We start from the raw sequence: 18,872 nt of genomic DNA on the forward strand, positions 1-18,872 counted from the left end.
ATTTGGCGGACGTTATCTGCCTTGGCACAATTTTGTGCATACGCAGCAGTGCACGACCGCTGCGTTGGCTGCGTTTAGCGCCACTCTGCGGCCTGCGCGCTGACACGCGCACGCACAAAATCGATCAGCGCGCGCATGGCGGGCGAAGCGTACCGATTGGGCAGCGTGAGGATGAACAGGTGCGTGCCCAGTCCGCCCACCTCGAAGCCGGGCAGCACGCGCTCGAACGGTGTGGCCGTAGCGCGTGTTACGTAATTGGGTAGCAAACCGATGGCCATGCCGCGCGCAACCGCATCGGCCAGGAACGGAAAATCCTCCGACTGCATGCGCGGCTCCACTGTCACGCTGTGCTGGGTGGTCTTGCCGCGCACAGTGCGCGAGAGCGCCAGCGTCAGGCGCCGCCCCGGCATGGGCGGGCAAACAATGGCTTGTTCGACCAGCCCCTCGGGTGTTGCCACCGGGCCATGCGTCTTCAGATAGGCCTTGGTCGCGAACAGGCTCCAGCCGATCGGGCACACCTCGCGCGCAACGGTGTCCTGCGGCGGCGCGGAGGTGATCTTGAATGCCACGTCAATCTCCGAGGCAATCAGGTCATTGACGCGGTTGTTGAACGTCACGCGCAACGTCACGTTCGGGTGCTCGCGCGCGAATTCGAGCAGCATGTCGCCCAGGAAGAAGCGGCCGAGCCCCGTCGGCACACTCACGCGCACGTGGCCGCGCACGGTCTGGCCCAGGCCGTCGATGGAGGCGCGCGCGGTCTCCACCTCCTGCAGCATGCGGCGGCCGTGCTCGAACAGCGTCTCGCCCGCCTGCGTCAGCTCCAGGCTGCGCGTGGAGCGGCGCAGCAGTTGCGCGCCGGTTTCACGCTCCAGCACCTTCAGGCGGTTGCTCAGGTTGGAGCGCGTCATGCCCAGCTTTTGCGCGGCAGCAGTAAAGCTGCGCGCTTCCACAATCTCGACAAACAGGTGGATGAGGTTGAGGTCCATGATGGAAGCGGGCTGCAAATCGACGGGCAGTGTTGTTCAATGGCATTCACCAGTGTGCGCAATACTAAGCGGATTGTTCAGTGCGATTCAATCCGGCATGCTGCGCAGATCAAGCAGAGGTCCAACCCAATAACGAGACCTTGCCCCCAAGGAGACACGCATGACCGCCAGCCTCATCTTCGAAGACCGCCCCGTCGATGCCGACACCCTGCTCGCGCGTGGCGCGGCCCTTGCCGGTGGATTGCGCCGCATGGGTGTGCAAGAGGGCGATGTGATCGGCGTGCTGATGCGCAATGCGCCGGCCTACATTGACGTAATGCATGCGTGCCGCATTGCCGGCTGCCACTTCTGCCCAATCAACTGGCACTTCACGCCGGCCGAGGTGGAATTCCTCATGCGTGACTCGGGTGCCAAGGTGCTGATCGGCCATCGTGACCTGGTGGATGCGGTGGAGCCGCTGCTGCTGCCGCACGTGCAATTGCTGCGCGTGGATGCTGAAGGTACTGACCGTGCGGACGGCTATGCCAACTGGCTCGCGCTGCAAACACCGTACGACGGGCCGATGGTCTCGCCGCGCGGGCACATGGCCTACACCTCAGGCACTACGGGGCGGCCCAAGGGCGTGGTGCGCCAAGCCGTGCCGCTGGATCAACTCGACACCCACCTGCAACAAGCGCGTGCGGTGGTGGCTGCCACCTTCGGCATCGTGCCGGACCGCCGCGCGCTGCTGCCGGCGCCGCTGTATCACAGCGCTCCCAGCCTCTTCGCCCAGCAAGCCGCGCAGATGGCCGAAGTGCTCGTCCTGCATCCGCGCTTTGATCCGCTGCGCGTGCTGGAGCAGATCGAGCGCTACCGCATCGACACCGTCTACCTCGTGCCGATCATGTACGTGCGCCTGCTCAAGCTGACGGAAGAAGAGCGCAACCGCTACGACCTCTCCTCACTGCGCTTTGTGGCTTCCACCGGCGCGCCGTGCGCACCCGAGATCAAGCGCAAGATGATCGATTGGCTGGGCCCCGTCATCTATGAGACGTATGCCTCCAGCGAGACCGGCATGATCACCGTGATGGACCCGCGCGATGCCGCCGCCCGCCCCGGTAGCGCCGGCCGCCCGGTGTGCGATGCTGAGGTGCGCATCCTGCGCGAAGACGGCACGCCCTGCCCCACCGGCGAGGTCGGCCTGATCTACAGCCGCCAACCCGCCTACCCAGACTTCACCTACCGCGGCAATGACGAAGCGCGCAGCAAGATCGAGCGCGACGGTCTGGTCACGCTCGGCGACATGGGCTACCTCGACGCAGACGGCTACCTGTACGTGTGCGATCGCGCCTCGGACATGGTCATCTCGGGCGGCGTGAACATCTATCCGGCCGAGATCGAACACGCGCTGCTGCGCCACCCTGATGTCGTGGACTGCGCCGTCTTTGGCGTGCCGTGCGATGAGTACGGCGAGCGCCTTGTCGCCGTGGTGCAGACCGAACGCGAAGGGCTGCAGGCCGAGCCCGTGATCGACTGGCTGCGCGGCCAGATTGCCGGCTTCAAAATCCCGCGCCAGATCGAGTTCACGGCCGCCCTGCCGCGCGACGACAACGGCAAGATCGCCAAGCGCCGCCTGCGCGATGCATGGTGGGGCGACCGGCAGCGGCGCGTCTGACGCCCGAACCGCTGCCGGCGCGGGTCAAGCAACCGCAGCAGCCTGTGCCGCGCCTGACTTGGCAAACAGCGTGCGCTCCGTGAACTTGGTGTTCTGCGGATCGTAGTACGGGTCGGCCCACGCGCCAGTTGTCTTCAGCACCAGCGGTTTGGCGGCCGTGGCCTTCGATTCGCCCGCGCGGAAGCGGTAGTGATCGAACAGGCGGATGGCCTCGATCGCGTAGGCCGTGACGATGGCCGGTTCGTAAATGGCGATCAGGCTGTCGCCGTTCTGCTCCTCGCCGCCCTTCGACAGGTTGGAGGAGCCGCAGAACACCACCGGCTCGTCGCCGTTGAAATCGCACACGACAAATTTGTGGTGGATGTGCTGGCCGGTGCCGGCATCCACTTCCTGTTTGAACGGCGCGGGTGCCTCGTCCTTCAGGTAGGCGAACGACACGGTCTGCGATGGCACGTCGCGGCCCGGTGCGAAGGCATCCACGCCGCCCTCCTTGTCGATCACGCCCAACGAGAGCAGCCCTGCCTTGTGCGGCACGACCTGTTCCAGCGTGGTCAGCATCTCGCCGCCACCATCGGTGGCCATCACCGCAAACAGTACGGACGACAACGCACCCTTCACACGATCGGCCGCCTCGGAAAGCAACGCATCGGTCTGGTGCGGCGAAAAGCCGAAGCGTGCACGCGGCGCGCCGCCCTGTGGCACGGCCTGCCAGTTGGCGGCCAGCGTATCGGTGCGGAAGGCCGTGGCCACCTTGCGGCTGCCGGCGGCGTCTTCACCGTATTGGCCGATCAAACCCCAGATGTGCTCGAACACCTGCGCATAGAGCTGCGCGGCGTCCTGCTGGAACACCAGCACGCTGTTGGCCTGCACGTACAGCCCGCGCAGCGAGAAATTGGCCGAGCCCGCCAGCACGCGCACCGGCTTGCCGGCGGCGTCGCGCAGCAGAATCGCTTTGTGGTGCTGGAAGCGTGCAAGGTGCGTGCGGCGGACATCCGCGCCGGCCTGTTTGAAGTAGTCGGTAGCTTGCGTTTCAAAGGCGTCGTCGGTGCCGTGCCCGGTCGGGTGCGCGCCTGTGCCGATGTAGTTGTCCTGGATCACGCGCACCTTGCGGCCGTTCTGCGCGAGCCACGCAATGGCGCGGATGATGTCCGGCTCGTCTAGGTCATAGGCCAGAACGTCGATGCCATAGCCGTCGGATGCCTGGCACTGGTTGAGCAGATCGATGATGAGGCGGCGGCCAGTGGCCCCCAGGTAGGCGTACTTGTTCTGGTACGGCCGCGTGTCATACAGCAGCGGCGATTTGGTCTGTGCGCGCTTGTCGGGCGCCAGCGCCGTGTTGCCGCCGTAGTGGTCAATGAACGCCTGCGACGACACATAGCCGCGCACCATACCCACTGTGGCCCAGTCGCTCATGGGTTGATGCAAGGTCACGTTCACGTTGCGTGTGGCGCGTGTTTCAAGCTGCACCGGGTTGGTGGACGCAAAGTAGCGCGCGTGCACGGTGTAGGTGTACTGCCCGGCTGCGTGCGGCGGAAAGTGGACCCAGTGGAACGACTGGAATGGCGCGTCGATGGAGTCGGCGTATTTGCCGGCCTGCAGGGGGGCATCCGCGTGGATGGGCGTGTCGAACGTCAACCGGTTGGGCACCCAGTAGGGCGCACCGCCCTGCGGCGTGCACTGGATGGCAAAACCGGCCAGATCAGCACGGTCTGCATCGGCCACGTCAAAGGCAAACAGCACCGCGCTGTCGCCCTGATACACCTTCACCTGGAATGAATCGACGGATGTCGCCATGGGGGTCTCCTGGGGTGGCAAAGCATCCAGTTTTTATAGCACCGCGATCGTGACAATCCTCTGACGCAAACGGCGTATTTTGCAGGCGCCATGCGGGTTTACGGGCGATGCGTTCAACGACGTTTCAATCGGATCTGCAAGAATTCGCGTACACGTGGATACGGTCGCGCTTTCCGGCGGGCAAAAAAAACGCAGCGGAAACCGCTGCGTACGATGAGAACGTGAGGGGAGACCTCTCCTCGCCTGCGTAAGTTACCCGTAAGTTATGACAAAAAAATGTCACGCGACTGTCTTAATCGCCGCTTTTAGGGCAAAACTGCCGACCAAAAGCGGGATTCTTGGCGGATGTGTATGTGTAGATCACATATTCAAGCGATGTGGCCTGCTTGCGCGTGAGCCTCAAGCCCCGCCAACGGATGCGCACTTGCCCGCCACGGCGACGACAGAAAGTGCCGCACCCGCTCCGGCCGCACAGCAGCGAGCGTGGACGGTGCCCACCCCGGGCGGTGGTCCTTGTCGACCAGATACGCGCGCACGCCTTCGCAGAAATCGCCGTCTTCAATCCCACGCGCCACGATGCCCAGCTCCATCTGGAAGCACTCGGCCAGCGACAGTTGCCGCCCACGCAGCAACGCCTCGCGCGTGACGTGCAGCATGGTCGGCGAATGCGTGGTCATCGCGTCCAGCGTGGCTTGCAGCCACTGGCGAGGCTCGCGGGCCGATTCGCGCTCAAGGCTCTCGCGCAACGTGGCGACAATGCGATCGACCGTTGAGCGCCGATCGAAATAGCGCAGCACCCACGGCATGGCCGTGGCGAGCGCAGCATGCGGGACGATGTTGCACGGCGGCTCGAACACGCGGCGCAGGGCCTGCATCAGATCACCGTCGTGCTGCATACGCTGCAGGCGGTCTTCAAACGTGGCCAGCCATTCCGCCGGCACGCACAGATCCGCTAAGTGGCAATGCAATGCGTCGGCGCCGGAAAGCGTCACGCCGGTCAGCCCGACATACAACTCCAGCTCGGGCGACATCACGCTCAGGAAACGCGTCGCCCCCACGTCGGGCAGGAAGCCGATGCGCGTCTCGGGCATGGCCATCTTCGTGCGCTCAGTCACCACACGCAGGCGCGCAGCCTGCCCTAGGCCCATGCCGCCGCCCATGGTGATGCCATCCATCAGCGCGACGATGGGTTTCGGGAACTGGTGCAGCGCGTAGTCGAGCCGGTATTCGTCGATGAAGAATTGCAGCCAGCCGTCATCGCCGTCCTTGCGACCCTGCTTGGCAAGCTGGTAGAGCGCGCGAACGTCGCCGCCCGCACAGAAACCCTTCTGGCCCGCGCCGCGCAGCACCAGCGCGACGATGCTGTCATCGTGGCGGCACTGCTCCAGCAGCACGGCCAACTGCCTCACCATGCCATGCGACAGCGCATTCAACGCAGACGGCCGGTTCAACGTGATGATGGCCACGCGGTTCACCACGTGCATCAGCACTTCGGGTTCGGTGGCGGTCTCAGGCGGCGTCGCCTGCATCTGGACTGCGCTCATTGCAGCGTCTCCGATTCATGTGCGGTGTGTGCCTGCCAACGCGGCGTGCGCTTTTCCAGGAAAGCGTTCACGCCTTCGCGCTGATCAGGGTGGTCGAACAGATCAACAAAACGCTCGCGCTCCACAGCCAGCGCCGCACCGCGCGGCACACCGTTGCGCGCCTGATGGATCAACTGCTTGCTGAAGGTCACGGCCTGCGGGCTGAGCGTCGTCACCCGCAGCGCCATGGCGATGGCGGCCTCGCGCGCGGCACCGGTCTCGACCACCTCTTCAACGAGGCCGATGCGCAGGGCGGTCTGCGCGTCGACGCGCTCGCCGGTCAGGATCATGCGCTTGGCCCAGCCTTCGCCCACGAGCCACGGCAGCGTCTGCGTGCCGCAACCGCAGCACAGCAGGCCGACGGCGGTTTCGGGCACAGCGAGCTTGGCGTGGGCCTCGGCAATGCGGATGTCGCAAGCCAGTGCGCACTCCAGTCCGCCGCCCATTGCAAAGCCGTTGATGGCAGCAATGACCACAGGGCGCGCATTCTGCAGCGCCTCAAATGCCGCGCCGAAACGTGCAGCGGCCTCGCGTGCCACATCACGGTCGCCATCGGCAAAGGTGTTGAGATCAGCGCCGGCACTGAAGAACTTCGGGCCATCACCAGTGATGACGATGGCGCGCACGCGTGCATCGGCGTTCAGGCGTTCTACGGTGGACTGCAGTTGCAGCAAGCCCTCGGGGGTGAACGCGTTGGCGGGCGGACGCTTGAGTGTCAGCAGCGCAATGGTGTTGTCGTGGAGGAAGTCGAGTTCGATCATCATGCGGCTCCGTCTTTCCGGTACAGCTTGATGACGGCGGAGAAATCCAGCTTGCCGTCGCCCTTGCTGCTCACGGTCTGATAGAGCTGCTGCGCGAGTGCACCCAGGTAGACAGGCTGATGAACGGACTTGGCCGCATCACCCGCCAAGCCCAGATCCTTGAGCATCAGGTCCGTGCCGAAGCCACCGGTATAGCCGCGCGACGATGGCGCGGTCTCGATCACGCCGGGGAATGGGTTGTATGTGTCCGAGCTCCAGCAGCGCCCGGTGGACGTGTTGATGATGCCGCCCAGCACCTTTGGGTCGATGCCCAGCGCCTCACCCAGCGACATGGCCTCGGCCACGCCCGCCATGGTGATGCCGAGCACGAGGTTGTTGCAGATCTTCGCGCCCTGGCCCGCGCCCGTATCACCGCAGTGCACGAGGTTCTTGCCCATGGCGGAGAGCACCGTGCGCACCTGTTCGAACGCCGCCGCACTGCCGCCCACCATAAAGGTGAGCGTGCCCGCAGCCGCCCCGCCCGTACCGCCCGAGACCGGCGCGTCGATGAAGGTGTTGCCATGCTCGGCCGCAAGCGCCGCAAACGCCTTCACGCTGGCAGGGTCGATGGTGCTCGAATCGATGACGGGCACGCCCTTGGCAATGCCGGCCAGCACGCCGTCCTCCGCTGTCAGCACGCTGCGCACGTGTGCAGCCGCGGGCAGCATGGTGATGACGGTCTCTGCCCCGGTCACCGCTTCCTTGGGTGAGGCAGCCGCCACGGCGCCGGCTTCCACCAGCGCCCCGACTGCCTGCGCGTTCAGGTCGAACACGTTGAGCGCGTGGCCCGCCTTGAGCAGGTTGCGCGCCATCGGGGCGCCCATGTTGCCCAGGCCGATGAATGCGATCTTCATGACAACGCTCCTTGGCCGCTCAGCGCAGGCTAATGGTGGTGTTCACGCCGCCGGCATCGACCGCGTCGTCAAACCAGCGGGCGGTCACGGTCTTCGTCTGCGTGTAGAACTGCACGACCTGCTTGCCGTACGGCCCCAGATCACCCAGCTTGGAACCGCGCGAACCGGTAAAACTGAAATACGGCACCGGCACCGGGATCGGGATGTTGATGCCGACCTGGCCGACATCGATCTCGCTCTGGAACTTGCGCGCCGACGCACCGCTCTGCGTGAACAGGCCCACGCCGTTGCCGAACGGGTTGGCGTTGACCAGCGCAATGGCTTCATCCAGCGTCGCTGCCGTCAGCACCACCATCACCGGCCCGAAGATCTCGTTGGTGTAGATGTCCATATCGGTCGTCACATCGGTGAAGATGGTCGGGCCGACGAAGTTGCCGTCCTCATAGCCGGCCACGCGGACGTTGCGGCCGTCCAGCGCGAGCGTGGCACCCTGCTGCACGCCCGACTCGATCAGCCCAAGAATGCGCTGCTTGGCGGCGCGCGAAACAACGGGGCCAACGTCCGTGCCTGGCTCCACGCCGGCATTCACCTTGAGCGTCTTGGCCTTCTCCACAAGCTCGGGCACCCACTGCTGTGCCGCGCCCACCAGCACCACCACCGATGTCGCCATGCAGCGCTGCCCGGCCGCACCAAAGGCCGCACCGGCCAGCGCATTGAGCGTCTGCTCACGGTTGGCATCCGGCAGAACCACGGCGTGGTTCTTCGCGCCCATCATTGACTGCACGCGCTTGCCGTGCTCGCTGCCCAGGCGGTACACGTGCGTGCCCACGGCGGTTGAGCCGACAAACGAAATCGCCTTCACATGCTCGTGCGTGCAGAGCGCATCCACCACATCCTTGCCACCGTGCACGACGTTGAGCACGCCTGCCGGCACACCGGCTTCCAGCGCCAGTTCCACCAGCAGCATGGTCGACAACGGGTCCTGCTCCGACGGCTTCAGCACGAACGTGTTGCCGCACACGATGGCCATCGGAAACATCCACAGCGGGATCATCGCCGGGAAGTTGAACGGCGTAATGCCCGCGCACACGCCAATCGGCTGGCGCAGCGTGTAGGTGTCCACCGCACCGGCGACGTTCTCCAGAAACTCGCCCTGCTGCAGCGAGCCGATCGAGCACGCGTGCTCCACCACCTCCAGCCCGCGGAAGATGTCGCCTTCGGCATCAGGCAACGTCTTGCCCTGCTCGGCCGTGAGCGTGCGGGCGATGCGCGGCGAGTGCTCGCGAATCAGCGCCTGGAACTTGAGCATGATGCGCATGCGCGCGCCCACCGGCGTGTTCTTCCAGGTGGCGAACGCAGCGTGTGCGGACTGGATGGCCGCATCCACTTCATCCGCCGTGGCAAACGGCACGCGCGCCAGCACTTCCTGCGTGGCGGGGTTCACGATGTCGCGCCACTCCTTCGACTTGGACTCGACAAACTCACCGCCGATCAACAGCTTGACGGTGGGCGGGGTGTCTTGGTGTGCGGCAGTCTTGGCAGAAGCGAGAGAGGCAACGGCGCTCATATGGGTCTCCTAGGCAATTCGATGGCGGGGGTTCAATGGGGATCAGCGGAATCCGGAATCAGGCGAAGTCTTCTTCCCAGAACTCGCCGGGCATGCGGGCAGGTTCAGGCGTGCGCTCCAGTTCGAGCCGGCGCAGCTCAACGCGGCGGATCTTTCCCGAGATGGTCTTGGGCAACTCGCTGAACTGCAGGCGACGAATGCGCTTGTACGGTGCGAGCTTTTCGCGCGAAAAGAGGAACACGGCGCGTGCGAGTTCGGGGCCAGCTTCGTAGCCCTGGCGCACTGTCACAAACGCCTTGGGCACCGACAGGCGCAGCGGATCGGAACTCGGCACCACGGCGGCTTCGGCAATGGCCTCGTGCTCGATCAGCACGCTCTCCAGCTCGAAGGGGCTCAAGCGATAGTCGGACGACTTGAACACGTCGTCCGTGCGGCCCACGTAGACGAAGTAGCCGTCATCGCGACGCATGGCCACATCAGACGTGTGGTAGTAGCCGTTGCGCGTGGCTTCGGCTGTTGCCTTGGCGTTGTTGGCGTAACCCTGCATCAGGCCCAGCGGGCGATGCGAGAGCGGCAGCACGATCTCGCCTTCGCTGGCAGGTTGATCATCGTGATCGACCAGCTCCACGCGGTAGCCCGGCAGCGGGCGGCCCACCGAGCCCGGCACCACCGGCTGGCCCGGCGTGTTGCCGATCTGGCAGGTGGTCTCGGTCTGGCCGAAGCCATCACGGATGGTCACGCCCCAGGCGGTGCGCACGCGTTCGATGATCTCGGGGTTCAACGGCTCGCCTGCGCCGACGATCTCGCGCAGCTTGACGGCGTACGACGCCAGAGGCTCCTGCACCAGCATGCGCCACACGGTGGGCGGCGCGCACAGCGTGGTGACGCCACAGTGCACCAGCACATCCAACGTGTCCTTCGGCACGAAGCGCGCGTAGTTGTAGACGAACACGCAGGCCTGCGCATTCCATGGCGCAAAGAAGCAGCTCCACGCATGCTTGGCCCAGCCGGGCGAGCTGATGTTCCAGTGGATGTCACCCGGCTGGAGACCGATCCAGTACATGGTCGACAGGTGTCCCACCGGATAGCTTTGGTGTGTGTGCTCCACCAGCTTGGGCTTGGACGTGGTGCCGGACGTGAAATACAGCAGCAGCGGATCGGTGGCCTTGGTCGCGCCATCAGGGATGAACTCGGCCGGTGCGCTGTAGGCATCGGCCAGATCGATCCAGTCCTCATGCTGCGCACCCACAGCGATCCGCTTGACGCCAGCATCCACCGTATCGAACTTGTGCAGTTCCGCCGCATCAACCACCACGCAGTTCGCCCCGCCCAGTTCCACGCGATCGCGCACGTCGTCCGGCGATAGTTGCGTCGTAGCGGGCAACACGACAGCGCCCAGCTTCATGGCCGCCAGCATCACGTCCCACAGTTCCACGCGGTTGGGCAGCATCAGCAGCAGACGGTCGCCACGCACGATGCCGAGGCCGCGCAGGAAATTCGCCATGCGCGACGAGCGCTCGGACATCTGCGCGAACGAGAGCTTCAACCCTTCGCCCTGCAGGTCATCGACGATCCACAGCGCGGGGTTGTCGTTTCCGCGCGCCATCACATCGAAGTAGTCGAGCGCCCAGTTGAACGTGTCCAGCTTCGGCCAGGTGAACTCGCGATACGCACGGTCGTAGTCGGTGCGATGGCGCAGCAGGAAATCGCGCGCCTCGACAAACCCCTTTGCTGCAGATGCCACTTCGTTCATCGTCGTCTCCTGGTCGGCGCGTATGCGCTCTCTTGTGTTGGCCGATGCTGTGCGGGGCGTACTACACGTGCCGCGCAATCACCATCCGCTGGACTTCGCTGGTGCCTTCGTAGATCTGGGTGATGCGGGCGTCGCGATAGTGGCGCTCGACGGCGTAGTCGGCCAGGTAGCCATAACCGCCGTGGATCTGGATGGCGTTGGAGCAGATTTCCTCGGCCAGTTCCGACGCATACAGCTTGGCCTGCGATGCCTCAGACAGACAGGGCTTGTCCGCACTGCGCAGGCGCGCTGCGTGGTGAACAAGCAGCCGTGCCGCATTCAGGCGCGTAGCCATGTCGGCCAGCATGTTGGCGATGGTCTGGTGCTCGCGCAGCGCCTTGCCGAACTGGATGCGCTCGTTCGCATAGTTGCGTGCGGCATCGAATGCGGCGCGCGCAATGCCCACGGCCTGCGCGGCAATGCCGATGCGCCCGCCTTCCAGGTTGGACAGCGCGATCTTCAACCCCTCGCCGCGCCCGCCCAGCAGGTTTTCTTCGGGCACGGCACAGTCTTCCAGCGTGATCGGGCAGGTGTCCGACGCGCGAATGCCGAGCTTGTGTTCCGGCCGCCCAACATGAAAGCCCGGCGTGTCCGTCGGCACGATAAAGGCGGAAATGCCACGCTTGCCCGCCTCGGGGTCCGTCACCGCAAACACGATGGCGATGTCGGCCCGCGCGCCGTTGGTGACGAACTGCTTGTTGCCGTTGAGCACCCACTTACCATCGCGCAATACAGCACGCGTGCGCAGGTTGTTGGCTTCCGACCCGGCGTGCGGCTCGGTCAGGCAGAACGCGCCAATCGCCCGACCCGTGGCGAGGTCCGGCAGGTAACGCGCCTTCTGCGCCTCGGTGCCGAACTTCAGGATCGGGCCGCAGCCGACCGAGTTGTGCACGCTCATCATCGTCGCGCAGGCGGCGCAACCGGCGGCCACTTCTTCCAGCGCGAGCGCATAGGCCACGTAGTCGGTGTAGGAGCCGCCCCACTCGGGCGGCACGATCATGCCCAGCAGGCCCAGTTCGCCCATCTGGCGGACCACGTCATCTGGCAGTGCACCATCGCGATCCCATTGCGCCGCGTTGGGCGCCAGGCGCTCGGTGGCAAAGTCGCGTGCAGCGTCGTGGATCATCCGCTGCTCTTCCGTGTAGAAATCGTCCATCGCTTGCTCTCTGCTTGCCGACTGCGTGACGGTGCGTGCATGGGCGCCTTACACTGTGCAACCCATCAGGGTGGCGTTCACGCGGCCATTCGATGGGGAAAAAGTGTAGGCACGCGGCGCGCCAGCTTCGATGCCCGTCACGCTCAACTTGCGTGAGCGGATTTGCCATACTGCGCTGCCGCAACGTTCGCTACGACGATGAAGAACAACGAAAAAGGGACCGTCTCCGTCAGCCTCGTCAACGAGGCCGTGACACGCGCACGTGCGCACGGTGTCGACACGCTGCCGATCATGGCGGCCGCCGGCATTACGCCGCAGATGCTCGCCTCACCACGCAGCCGCGTGTCGTCTGCCCAGTACGGCGCGCTGTGGGCCGGCATTGCGCAGGCGATGGACGATGAGTTCTTCGGGCAGGACGCCCACCCCATGCGCTGGGGCAGCTTCGTGACGATGACGCAGGCGGCGCTCACCGCGCGCACCGGCCGCCAAGCGCTGCAGCGCGCAACCGGTTTCCTGCGGCTGGTGCTGGATGATCTGCACGTGCAGATTGAAGAAGATGCGCAGCGCGTGCGCCTGGTGTTCGCGCACCGCAAGGGCACGCGCGTGCCGCCCATGTTCACCTACGCCACGTGGCTCATCATGGTGTACGGGCTGGTCTGCTGGCTGGTCGGGCGGCGCATTCCGTTCATCGCCGCGCGTTTCCGGTGTGCAGAGCCGCAGGACGTGCAGGAATACCGGCTGATGTTCTGCGATGACATGGCGTTCAAGCACAGCGCGTCTTATGTCGATCTATCGCCTGCCTTTCTTGACCTGCCGGTCATTCAGACCGCTGCGTCCATCAAGACCTTTCTGCGCGATGCGCCGGGCAGCTTCATCGTCAAGTATCGCAACCCGGATTCATTCGCGGCACGCGTGCGCAAGATGCTGCGCAACCTGCCGGTGGCAAGCTGGCCGGCATCAGACGCGATGGCGCTCAAGCTGAACGTGGCCGAGGCCACCATGCGCCGGCGCCTCAAGCTGGAAGGCCACACCTATCAGTCCATCAAGGATGACCTGCGGCGCGACATCGCCATCAGCCAGCTGCAGGACACGCGCCGGACGATTGCCGACATTGCAGTCGCCGTGGGCTTTGCAGAGCCGAGCGCATTTCACCGCGCCTTCCGCAAGTGGACGGGCATGCGGCCCACGGACTACCGGCTGGCGCAGGATTGAGCTAGCCCGCGGGAAACAGCACCTGAAGTAACGCACCGCTCGTCTCAGCCTCTTCCTGCGCGGCCAGCTTCGCCACGCCTTCGAGCTGGTCCAGAATCGCCACCACCTGATGGCCACGTGCGCTCAGCCGGTAGACCACCGTGGGCGGAAACGCGGCAAACACCTCACGCTCGATCAGCGCACGTCCGCCCAGCGCCTTAAGCCGCGCTGAGAGCACCTTCGGTGTCACGCCCGGCAACCGGTCGAGCAGTTCGCCGTGCTGCAGCGGTTGCTGCCGCAGGTGCCACAGCACCAGGGCATTCCAGCGGTGGCCCAGAAAAGCCAGCCAGTCTTCCACCGGGCAGCGCTCAGGGCGCACCGGAGACGGCACATCGATCTGCGTATGGATTTCCATTTGGATAGCGTCGCGGGCGACTGTTTCACTCTCTTGCATCGCAACCCTTTCACATCAAAGGACACGCATGCAACCTGTCATGCACCCCGCCGCCATGAATGGCGCCTTTGCCCAGGCGCTCAACAGCGGAAAGCTCGAGAACCTGCTCGCCTTGTACGAAGACGATGCCCTGCTGTGTACGGACGATGCGTCGCGCATTATCACCGGCAAGGCCGACATTGCGCGCACGCTGACACCGCTGCTCGACCTGCGCGGCACGATGACGTCGCGCAACGTGTATTGCCTGATCCATGGCGACATTGCGCTGCTGCGCGCGGATTGGCATATCGAAGACGATGCCGGCCACCGGATTGCCGCCGGCAGCAGCGCAGAGGTCTGCCGCCGGCAGCCAGATGGCACCTGGCGTTACCTGATCGACCATGCGGTGGGCGCCAGCCTGCCGGGCATACCCGCCTGATACGTCAGACGACCGCCCCCGCGCCGCTCACCTCTCGCAGCGTCTCCAGAAACAGCTTGAGCACTGGCGACGTGTCGTCCACCCGGTAGTGCACGTACAGCGGCACGGCCGGCAGTGCGGGCTCCAGCGGTTTGAAGACCACCCCCGGCGGCGCCAGGTTGGCGGTGGACCCAGGCAGAAGCGCCACGCCAAAGCCGGCGCTTACCAGCGCCAGCAGTGTCTGCACCTCGGTCACCTGCTGGCGCACCAGCGGCGCAAACCCCGCCTGGATGCACAGATGCATCAGGTGGTCAGCAAAGCGGGAGCGCTTGGATTCGAATGCGACGAAGGGCTCGCCAGCAAAGTCGCCGAGCGCCAGGCTGGCCTGCCCCGCCAGCCGATGTGAGGCGGGCAGCGCCATCACGATCGGCTCTTGCTGCAGCAGTTCGCTGCGCACGGCGGGGTCTTCATGGCCAAGGCGGAAAATGCAGGCATCGATGCGGCGCTCCTTGAGCGCGGCCACCTGCGCGGCGGGCGTCATCTCTTTCAAGCGCCACTCCACACCGGGATAGCGCTCGCGAAACTGGCGCAACGCCTCGGGCAGCAGCCCCACCATCACCGAGCTGATCATGCCGATTTCCAGCTCGCCCACCTGGCCACGGCCGGCCTGCCGCGTGAGATCGAGTGCGCGATTCAACTGCTCGAACACCAGCGGCGCCTGCTCCTTGAGCGTGCGACCGGCGGCCGTCAGTTCCACGCGATGGTGGCTGCGCACGAACAGCGGCGTGCCGATCTCGTCTTCCAGCAGGCGGATCTGCTGGCTCAGCGGCGGCTGCGACATGAACAGGCGCGCCGCTGCCCGCCCGAAGTGCAGTTCGTCGGCCAGGACCGAGAAGTAGCGCAGCAGGCGAATGTCCATGATGTGCGCTATGCCTGCAGGTCGAGCTTGAACGGCGTCTCGCGCTGGCGCTTGCCGGTCAGCCGGAAGATGGCGTTGGCAATGGCGGGCGCCACCGGCGGGTTGGCCAGTTCGCCCACGCCGCCCGGCTTGTCGCGGTTGCCGTCCACCACCACGATCTCGATGGCCGGCATGTCCGACATGCGCATCACCGGGTAGTCGTGGAAGTTGCTCTGCTGCACCGCCCCGCCCTGGATGTCGATGCGATCGAACAGTGCATGGCCCAGACCCCACATCAGGCCACCATAGAGCTGTTCTTCCACGCCGGTGCGCGAGACGGCCAAGCCGACGTCCGCCACGCAGGTGAGCTTCTCCACCACCACGCGGCCATCCTTGCGCGCCACCTGCGCCACCACGGCGATGTAGCTGTCATAGGCCTGGTGCGTGGCCACGCCCAGCGCGTGCCCGTGAGCAGTCTTTCCCCACCCGGCGCGCTGTGCGGCGGTGCGCAGCACCTCCACATGGCGTGGGCGGTCAGCCATATGGGCAACGCGAAATTCCACCGGATCGCGCTTGGCCGCCGCGGCCAGTTCGTCCATGAAGCTCTCGGTGGCGAACACGTTGGGGATAAAGCTGACAGCCCGGTACCAGCCCGTCGGGATGCCCGTTTCGTGGCGCACCCAGCCGATGTCCATGTGGTTGGCGCGGTACGGAAAATCCCACTTCGAGATGGCCTCGGTGGTGCTGTAGTCCATGCGGTCGGGGCGGTCGAAGTAGCCGGGCTCCCACTGCTCGGGGGAGGCAGGAGACACCGCGCGGATGCGCAGCGCATCCAACCTGCCCTGCGCATCGAGCGCGCCTTCAAGCTGGTGATACGTGGCCGGATGGCCGTACAGCGCGCGCATTTCGTCTTCGCGGCTGTTCATCAGCTTGATGGGCACGCCGGCCTTCTTGGCCAGATAGCTCACCTCGAACAGCCAGTACTTGCTCTCGCGTGCGCCAAAGCTGCCGCCCGACACCATCTCGTGCAGCACCACCTTGTCGCGCGGCAGGCCGCAGATCGTCTCGGCCGCTTCCATGGCGGTGGATGGCACCTGGATGCCGCCCCAGTACTGGATCGTCCCGTCCTTCAACCAAGCGGTGATGTTGACGGGCTCCAGCGGGTTCTGCTGCTTGTAGGGCATGCGGTAGGCCGCGTTGATGCGCTTGGCGCCGTGCGCGATTGCCGCATCGGTATTGCCCGACTGGACCGTGCGCACCACGCGGGCCTTGCCGCTGGCGAGCCACGCGGCCTGGTGCGCGGCGACATGGCCGCTGTCGAAATCGGCGAAGGCGCTGTCGTCCCACTCAACCTTGAGCGCGGCGCGCCCCCTGTTTGCTGCCCAGTAGTCATCGGCCAGCACGGCCACGCCCTCCTGGTTGCCGCCCAGCACATCAGAGCGCAGCGGAATGGTGATGACCTGGCGCACGCCGCGCACCTTCAGCGTCTCGGCGCTGTCGATATGCCGCACGCGTGCACCGGGCATGGGGGCACGCTGCACCACCGCCACCAGCATGCCGGGCAGCGAGACATCCATGCCGTAGTGGAACTGGCCGGTAGCCTTGGCCAGCGCATCGCGCTTGTGGCGCAGCTTGCCGATGTACTTGAAATCCGCCGGGTTCTTAAGCGTGACGTTGGCAGGCGCGGGCAGGCGGCCTGCCGCGTCGGCCAGTTCGCCATAGGTGGCCTTGCGGCCATCGGCGTTGCAGATGACGGTGCCGTCCGTCGTGCTGCAATTGGCCACCGGTACGCCCCAGCGTTGCGCCGCAGCGCTCACGAGCATCGCGCGTGCCGTGGCACCGGCTTGTCGCAGGCGCGTGTATTCGAGCGACACGCTGGTGCTGCCGCCGGTGGAATACACCTTCCAGATCGGGTGGATGTAGTCCTGGAAGAACGGATCTTCCGGCGTGATGACGGCGATGCGCATCGGGTCCACATCCAGCTCTTCCGCCACGCAGGCGGCGAGCGCGGTTTGCGTGCCGGTGCCGGAGTCATGCTTGTGCACGACGATCTTGACCGTGTTGTCGGCCAGCACGCGCACCCAGGCGTTGGGTTCGAACTCGCCGGCAGTGGCGTCCTTGCCGGCGGCCAGCGCATCCGGCAGGCGAAAGCCAACCGCCAGCCCAGCCGTCAGCAATGCGCTCTGTTGCAGGAAACGGCGGCGCGAGGGCGCGTCGGGCATGTGTGCAAGGGGTTCACGCGGCGCATTCATGCCTTGCCTCCCTCGTCGGCGGCGCGCTTGATGGCCTTGCGGATGCGCCCGTAAGTGCCGCAGCGGCAGATGTTGCCGGCCATGGCATTGGTGATGGCTTCATCGTTGACGGGGCTGCCAGAAGCCAGCAACGCCGCTGCCGACATGATCTGCCCCGACTGGCAGTAGCCGCACTGCGGCACGTCCTCAGCCACCCAGGCGCGCTGCAGCGGGTGCGTGCCGTCCTTGGACAGCCCTTCGATGGTGGTGATCTTGTGCCCGGCCGCGACCGAGGCGGGCGTGATGCACGCGCGGATCGGCGCGCCATCCAGGTGGACTGTGCAAGCCCCGCAGAAGCCGCCACCGCAGCCGAATTTGGTGCCGGTCAGCTTGAGCCGGTCGCGCAACACCCACAGCAGGGGCATGTCAGCGTCGGCATCATCCAGCGCATGGGGGGTGCCATTGACCAGAATGTCGGTCATTATTGTTTCCTCCAGAAACCGGGCCGTCTTGTGCGGCCGCTACTGGCCGCAATATGAAGCCGCGCCCCGGCACCCCGCCAGCGACGATTTCTGCCGGACCATGTAAGTCGAACTAACAGCCAGCCAACAGCCGCCATGTACAAGCGTTATCCGTCGATCCAGTCGATGCATGCCTTCCTGCAAGCCGCCCGCACCGGCAGCTTTACCAAGGCCGCGCAGCAACTGGACTTGACGCACAGCGCCATCAGCCAGCAGATCCGGTCTCTGGAGGAGTTCATTGGCCAACCACTGTTTGTGCGCGAGGCCGGCGGCATCGTGCTGACCGATGCCGGCCAGCTCTTCGCCAGCATGCTCACCGACGGCTTTGGGCAGGTAGACCGGGCGCTGTCTTCCGTGCGCAACCGACGCGTGCCGCAAACGTTGATCGTCGATGTCGACAGCGAACTGGCGCAGGGCTGGCTCAACGCGCGGCTGCCGCAGTTGCTGGCAGCGCTGCCGGGGTATCAGGTGATGTTCCTGTCGACCACGCGCGGCGAGCGGCCCTCATTCGAGCGGGTGGATGTCTCGCTGCGCTACGGCTACGGTGAGTGGGACGACTGCGAGATGGCACCGATCTGTGGTGACCACGTCACCGCCGTGGCTGCGCCGGCCCTGCTGGAGCGACATGGTGTGCAGGCGCCGCTGGCGCCGTCGGCGGTGATGACGCTGCCGCTGCTGGGCTATACGCGGCGCTCGTGGATTCCTTGGCTGGACGCGGCCGCGCTGGAGCCGCTGGAACCCGCCGTGGTGGCCGCCTTCGACAACGCGGCCAACATGGTTGCCGCGGCTGAGGCCGGCATCGGCGTGGCACTGGTGCGCGGCCTGCTGGCTGCCGATGCACTGCAGCAAGGGCGACTCGTGCAGTTGACGGACGTGGCCATCCCGGCGCACTACAACTTGTATGCCGTCTGGCAACGCGGCCAAGGCGAACGTGCGCAGGCCGTGGTGAACGCAGTGCAGCAACTCGCACGCGACACGCTGGGCGGCTGAGCCG

16 protein-coding genes are annotated in these 18,872 nt (G+C 65.6%); 4 read left to right on the forward strand and 12 right to left on the reverse strand.

All coding sequences use genetic code 11. The annotated features are described in order from the left end of the window. Positions 1–74: 74 nt before the first annotated feature. Entirely contained in the window at positions 75–986 is a 912-nt protein-coding gene (locus tag F7R11_RS18375; protein ID WP_064808909.1) for a LysR family transcriptional regulator, read from the reverse strand. 160 nt (positions 987–1,146) lie between these two features. On the opposite strand from F7R11_RS18375, the gene F7R11_RS18380 reads away from it, so the two are divergent. After that, complete coding sequence (locus F7R11_RS18380; protein ID WP_064808908.1) at positions 1,147–2,640, forward strand: acyl-CoA synthetase; 1,494 nt, start codon at positions 1,147–1,149, stop codon at positions 2,638–2,640. Between the two features lie 24 nt (positions 2,641–2,664). On the opposite strand, the gene F7R11_RS18385 is transcribed toward F7R11_RS18380, so the two are convergent. The 7 genes from F7R11_RS18385 to F7R11_RS18415 all read right to left on the reverse strand — a co-directional run bounded on the left by F7R11_RS18385 (position 2,665) and on the right by F7R11_RS18415 (position 12,186). Next, on the reverse strand, positions 2,665–4,434 hold the full coding sequence (locus F7R11_RS18385; protein ID WP_064808907.1) for a phospholipase D-like domain-containing protein: 1,770 nt from the start codon (positions 4,432–4,434) through the stop codon (positions 2,665–2,667). A gap of 368 nt (positions 4,435–4,802) precedes the next feature. Continuing rightward, on the reverse strand, positions 4,803–5,978 hold the full coding sequence (locus tag F7R11_RS18390) for an enoyl-CoA hydratase/isomerase family protein (RefSeq protein WP_064808906.1): 1,176 nt from the start codon (positions 5,976–5,978) through the stop codon (positions 4,803–4,805). After that, entirely contained in the window at positions 5,975–6,778 is an 804-nt protein-coding gene (locus F7R11_RS18395; RefSeq protein WP_064808905.1) for an enoyl-CoA hydratase, read from the reverse strand. The genes F7R11_RS18390 and F7R11_RS18395 overlap by 4 nt, the downstream gene beginning before the upstream one ends. Continuing rightward, positions 6,778–7,671 (reverse strand): 3-hydroxyisobutyrate dehydrogenase, encoded by an 894-nt coding sequence (gene mmsB, locus F7R11_RS18400; protein ID WP_064808904.1) that lies wholly within the window; start codon positions 7,669–7,671, stop codon positions 6,778–6,780. Before mmsB ends, F7R11_RS18395 begins: the two co-directional genes overlap by 1 nt. Before the next feature lie 19 nt (positions 7,672–7,690). Then, positions 7,691–9,238 carry a CoA-acylating methylmalonate-semialdehyde dehydrogenase gene (locus F7R11_RS18405; protein WP_064808903.1) on the reverse strand — a complete coding sequence of 516 codons (1,548 nt, stop codon included), beginning with the start codon at positions 9,236–9,238 and terminating at the stop codon, positions 7,691–7,693. Between the two features lie 58 nt (positions 9,239–9,296). Then, positions 9,297–10,991 carry an AMP-binding protein gene (locus tag F7R11_RS18410; RefSeq protein WP_064808902.1) on the reverse strand — a complete coding sequence of 565 codons (1,695 nt, stop codon included), beginning with the start codon at positions 10,989–10,991 and terminating at the stop codon, positions 9,297–9,299. A 61-nt stretch (positions 10,992–11,052) separates the two neighbouring features. Next, complete coding sequence (locus F7R11_RS18415; protein WP_021192944.1) at positions 11,053–12,186, reverse strand: acyl-CoA dehydrogenase; 1,134 nt, start codon at positions 12,184–12,186, stop codon at positions 11,053–11,055. A 198-nt stretch (positions 12,187–12,384) separates the two neighbouring features. Between F7R11_RS18415 and F7R11_RS18420 the strand changes: the two genes are divergently transcribed. Next, positions 12,385–13,398: an AraC family transcriptional regulator gene (locus F7R11_RS18420; RefSeq protein ID WP_064808901.1), complete on the forward strand. Its 1,014-nt coding sequence runs from the start codon at positions 12,385–12,387 to the stop codon at positions 13,396–13,398. 1 nt (position 13,399) lies between these two features. Here F7R11_RS18420 and F7R11_RS18425 read toward each other — a convergent pair whose 3' ends face one another. Further along, the gene (locus tag F7R11_RS18425) at positions 13,400–13,792 is read right to left on the reverse strand and encodes a winged helix-turn-helix transcriptional regulator (RefSeq protein WP_064808900.1); all 393 of its coding nucleotides are present in this window, start codon (positions 13,790–13,792) and stop codon (positions 13,400–13,402) included. 67 nt (positions 13,793–13,859) lie between these two features. Here F7R11_RS18425 and F7R11_RS18430 point away from each other — a divergent pair, with 67 nt between their 5' ends. Next, a complete protein-coding gene (locus F7R11_RS18430) occupies positions 13,860–14,249 on the forward strand; it encodes a YybH family protein (RefSeq protein WP_064808899.1) in 390 nt (129 codons plus the stop codon). Between the two features lie 4 nt (positions 14,250–14,253). On the opposite strand, the gene F7R11_RS18435 is transcribed toward F7R11_RS18430, so the two are convergent. Genes F7R11_RS18435 through F7R11_RS18445 form a run of 3 tightly spaced genes read right to left on the reverse strand, consistent with a single transcriptional unit; the run spans position 14,254 to position 17,839 of the window. Next, positions 14,254–15,147: a LysR family transcriptional regulator gene (locus F7R11_RS18435; RefSeq protein ID WP_064808898.1), complete on the reverse strand. Its 894-nt coding sequence runs from the start codon at positions 15,145–15,147 to the stop codon at positions 14,254–14,256. Positions 15,148–15,155: 8 nt separating this feature from the next. Further along, on the reverse strand, positions 15,156–17,378 hold the full coding sequence (locus tag F7R11_RS18440; RefSeq protein WP_064808897.1) for a xanthine dehydrogenase family protein molybdopterin-binding subunit: 2,223 nt from the start codon (positions 17,376–17,378) through the stop codon (positions 15,156–15,158). After that, positions 17,375–17,839 (reverse strand): (2Fe-2S)-binding protein, encoded by a 465-nt coding sequence (locus tag F7R11_RS18445; RefSeq protein WP_064808896.1) that lies wholly within the window; start codon positions 17,837–17,839, stop codon positions 17,375–17,377. The genes F7R11_RS18440 and F7R11_RS18445 overlap by 4 nt, the downstream gene beginning before the upstream one ends. A gap of 135 nt (positions 17,840–17,974) precedes the next feature. Between F7R11_RS18445 and F7R11_RS18450 the strand changes: the two genes are divergently transcribed. Beyond that, positions 17,975–18,868 (forward strand): LysR family transcriptional regulator, encoded by an 894-nt coding sequence (locus tag F7R11_RS18450; RefSeq protein ID WP_064808895.1) that lies wholly within the window; start codon positions 17,975–17,977, stop codon positions 18,866–18,868. The last annotated feature ends 4 nt before the right edge of the window (positions 18,869–18,872 follow it).

The sequence above is a fragment of the Ralstonia insidiosa genome, from assembly GCF_008801405.1.
In the GTDB taxonomy this organism is placed as follows: domain Bacteria; phylum Pseudomonadota; class Gammaproteobacteria; order Burkholderiales; family Burkholderiaceae; genus Ralstonia; species Ralstonia insidiosa.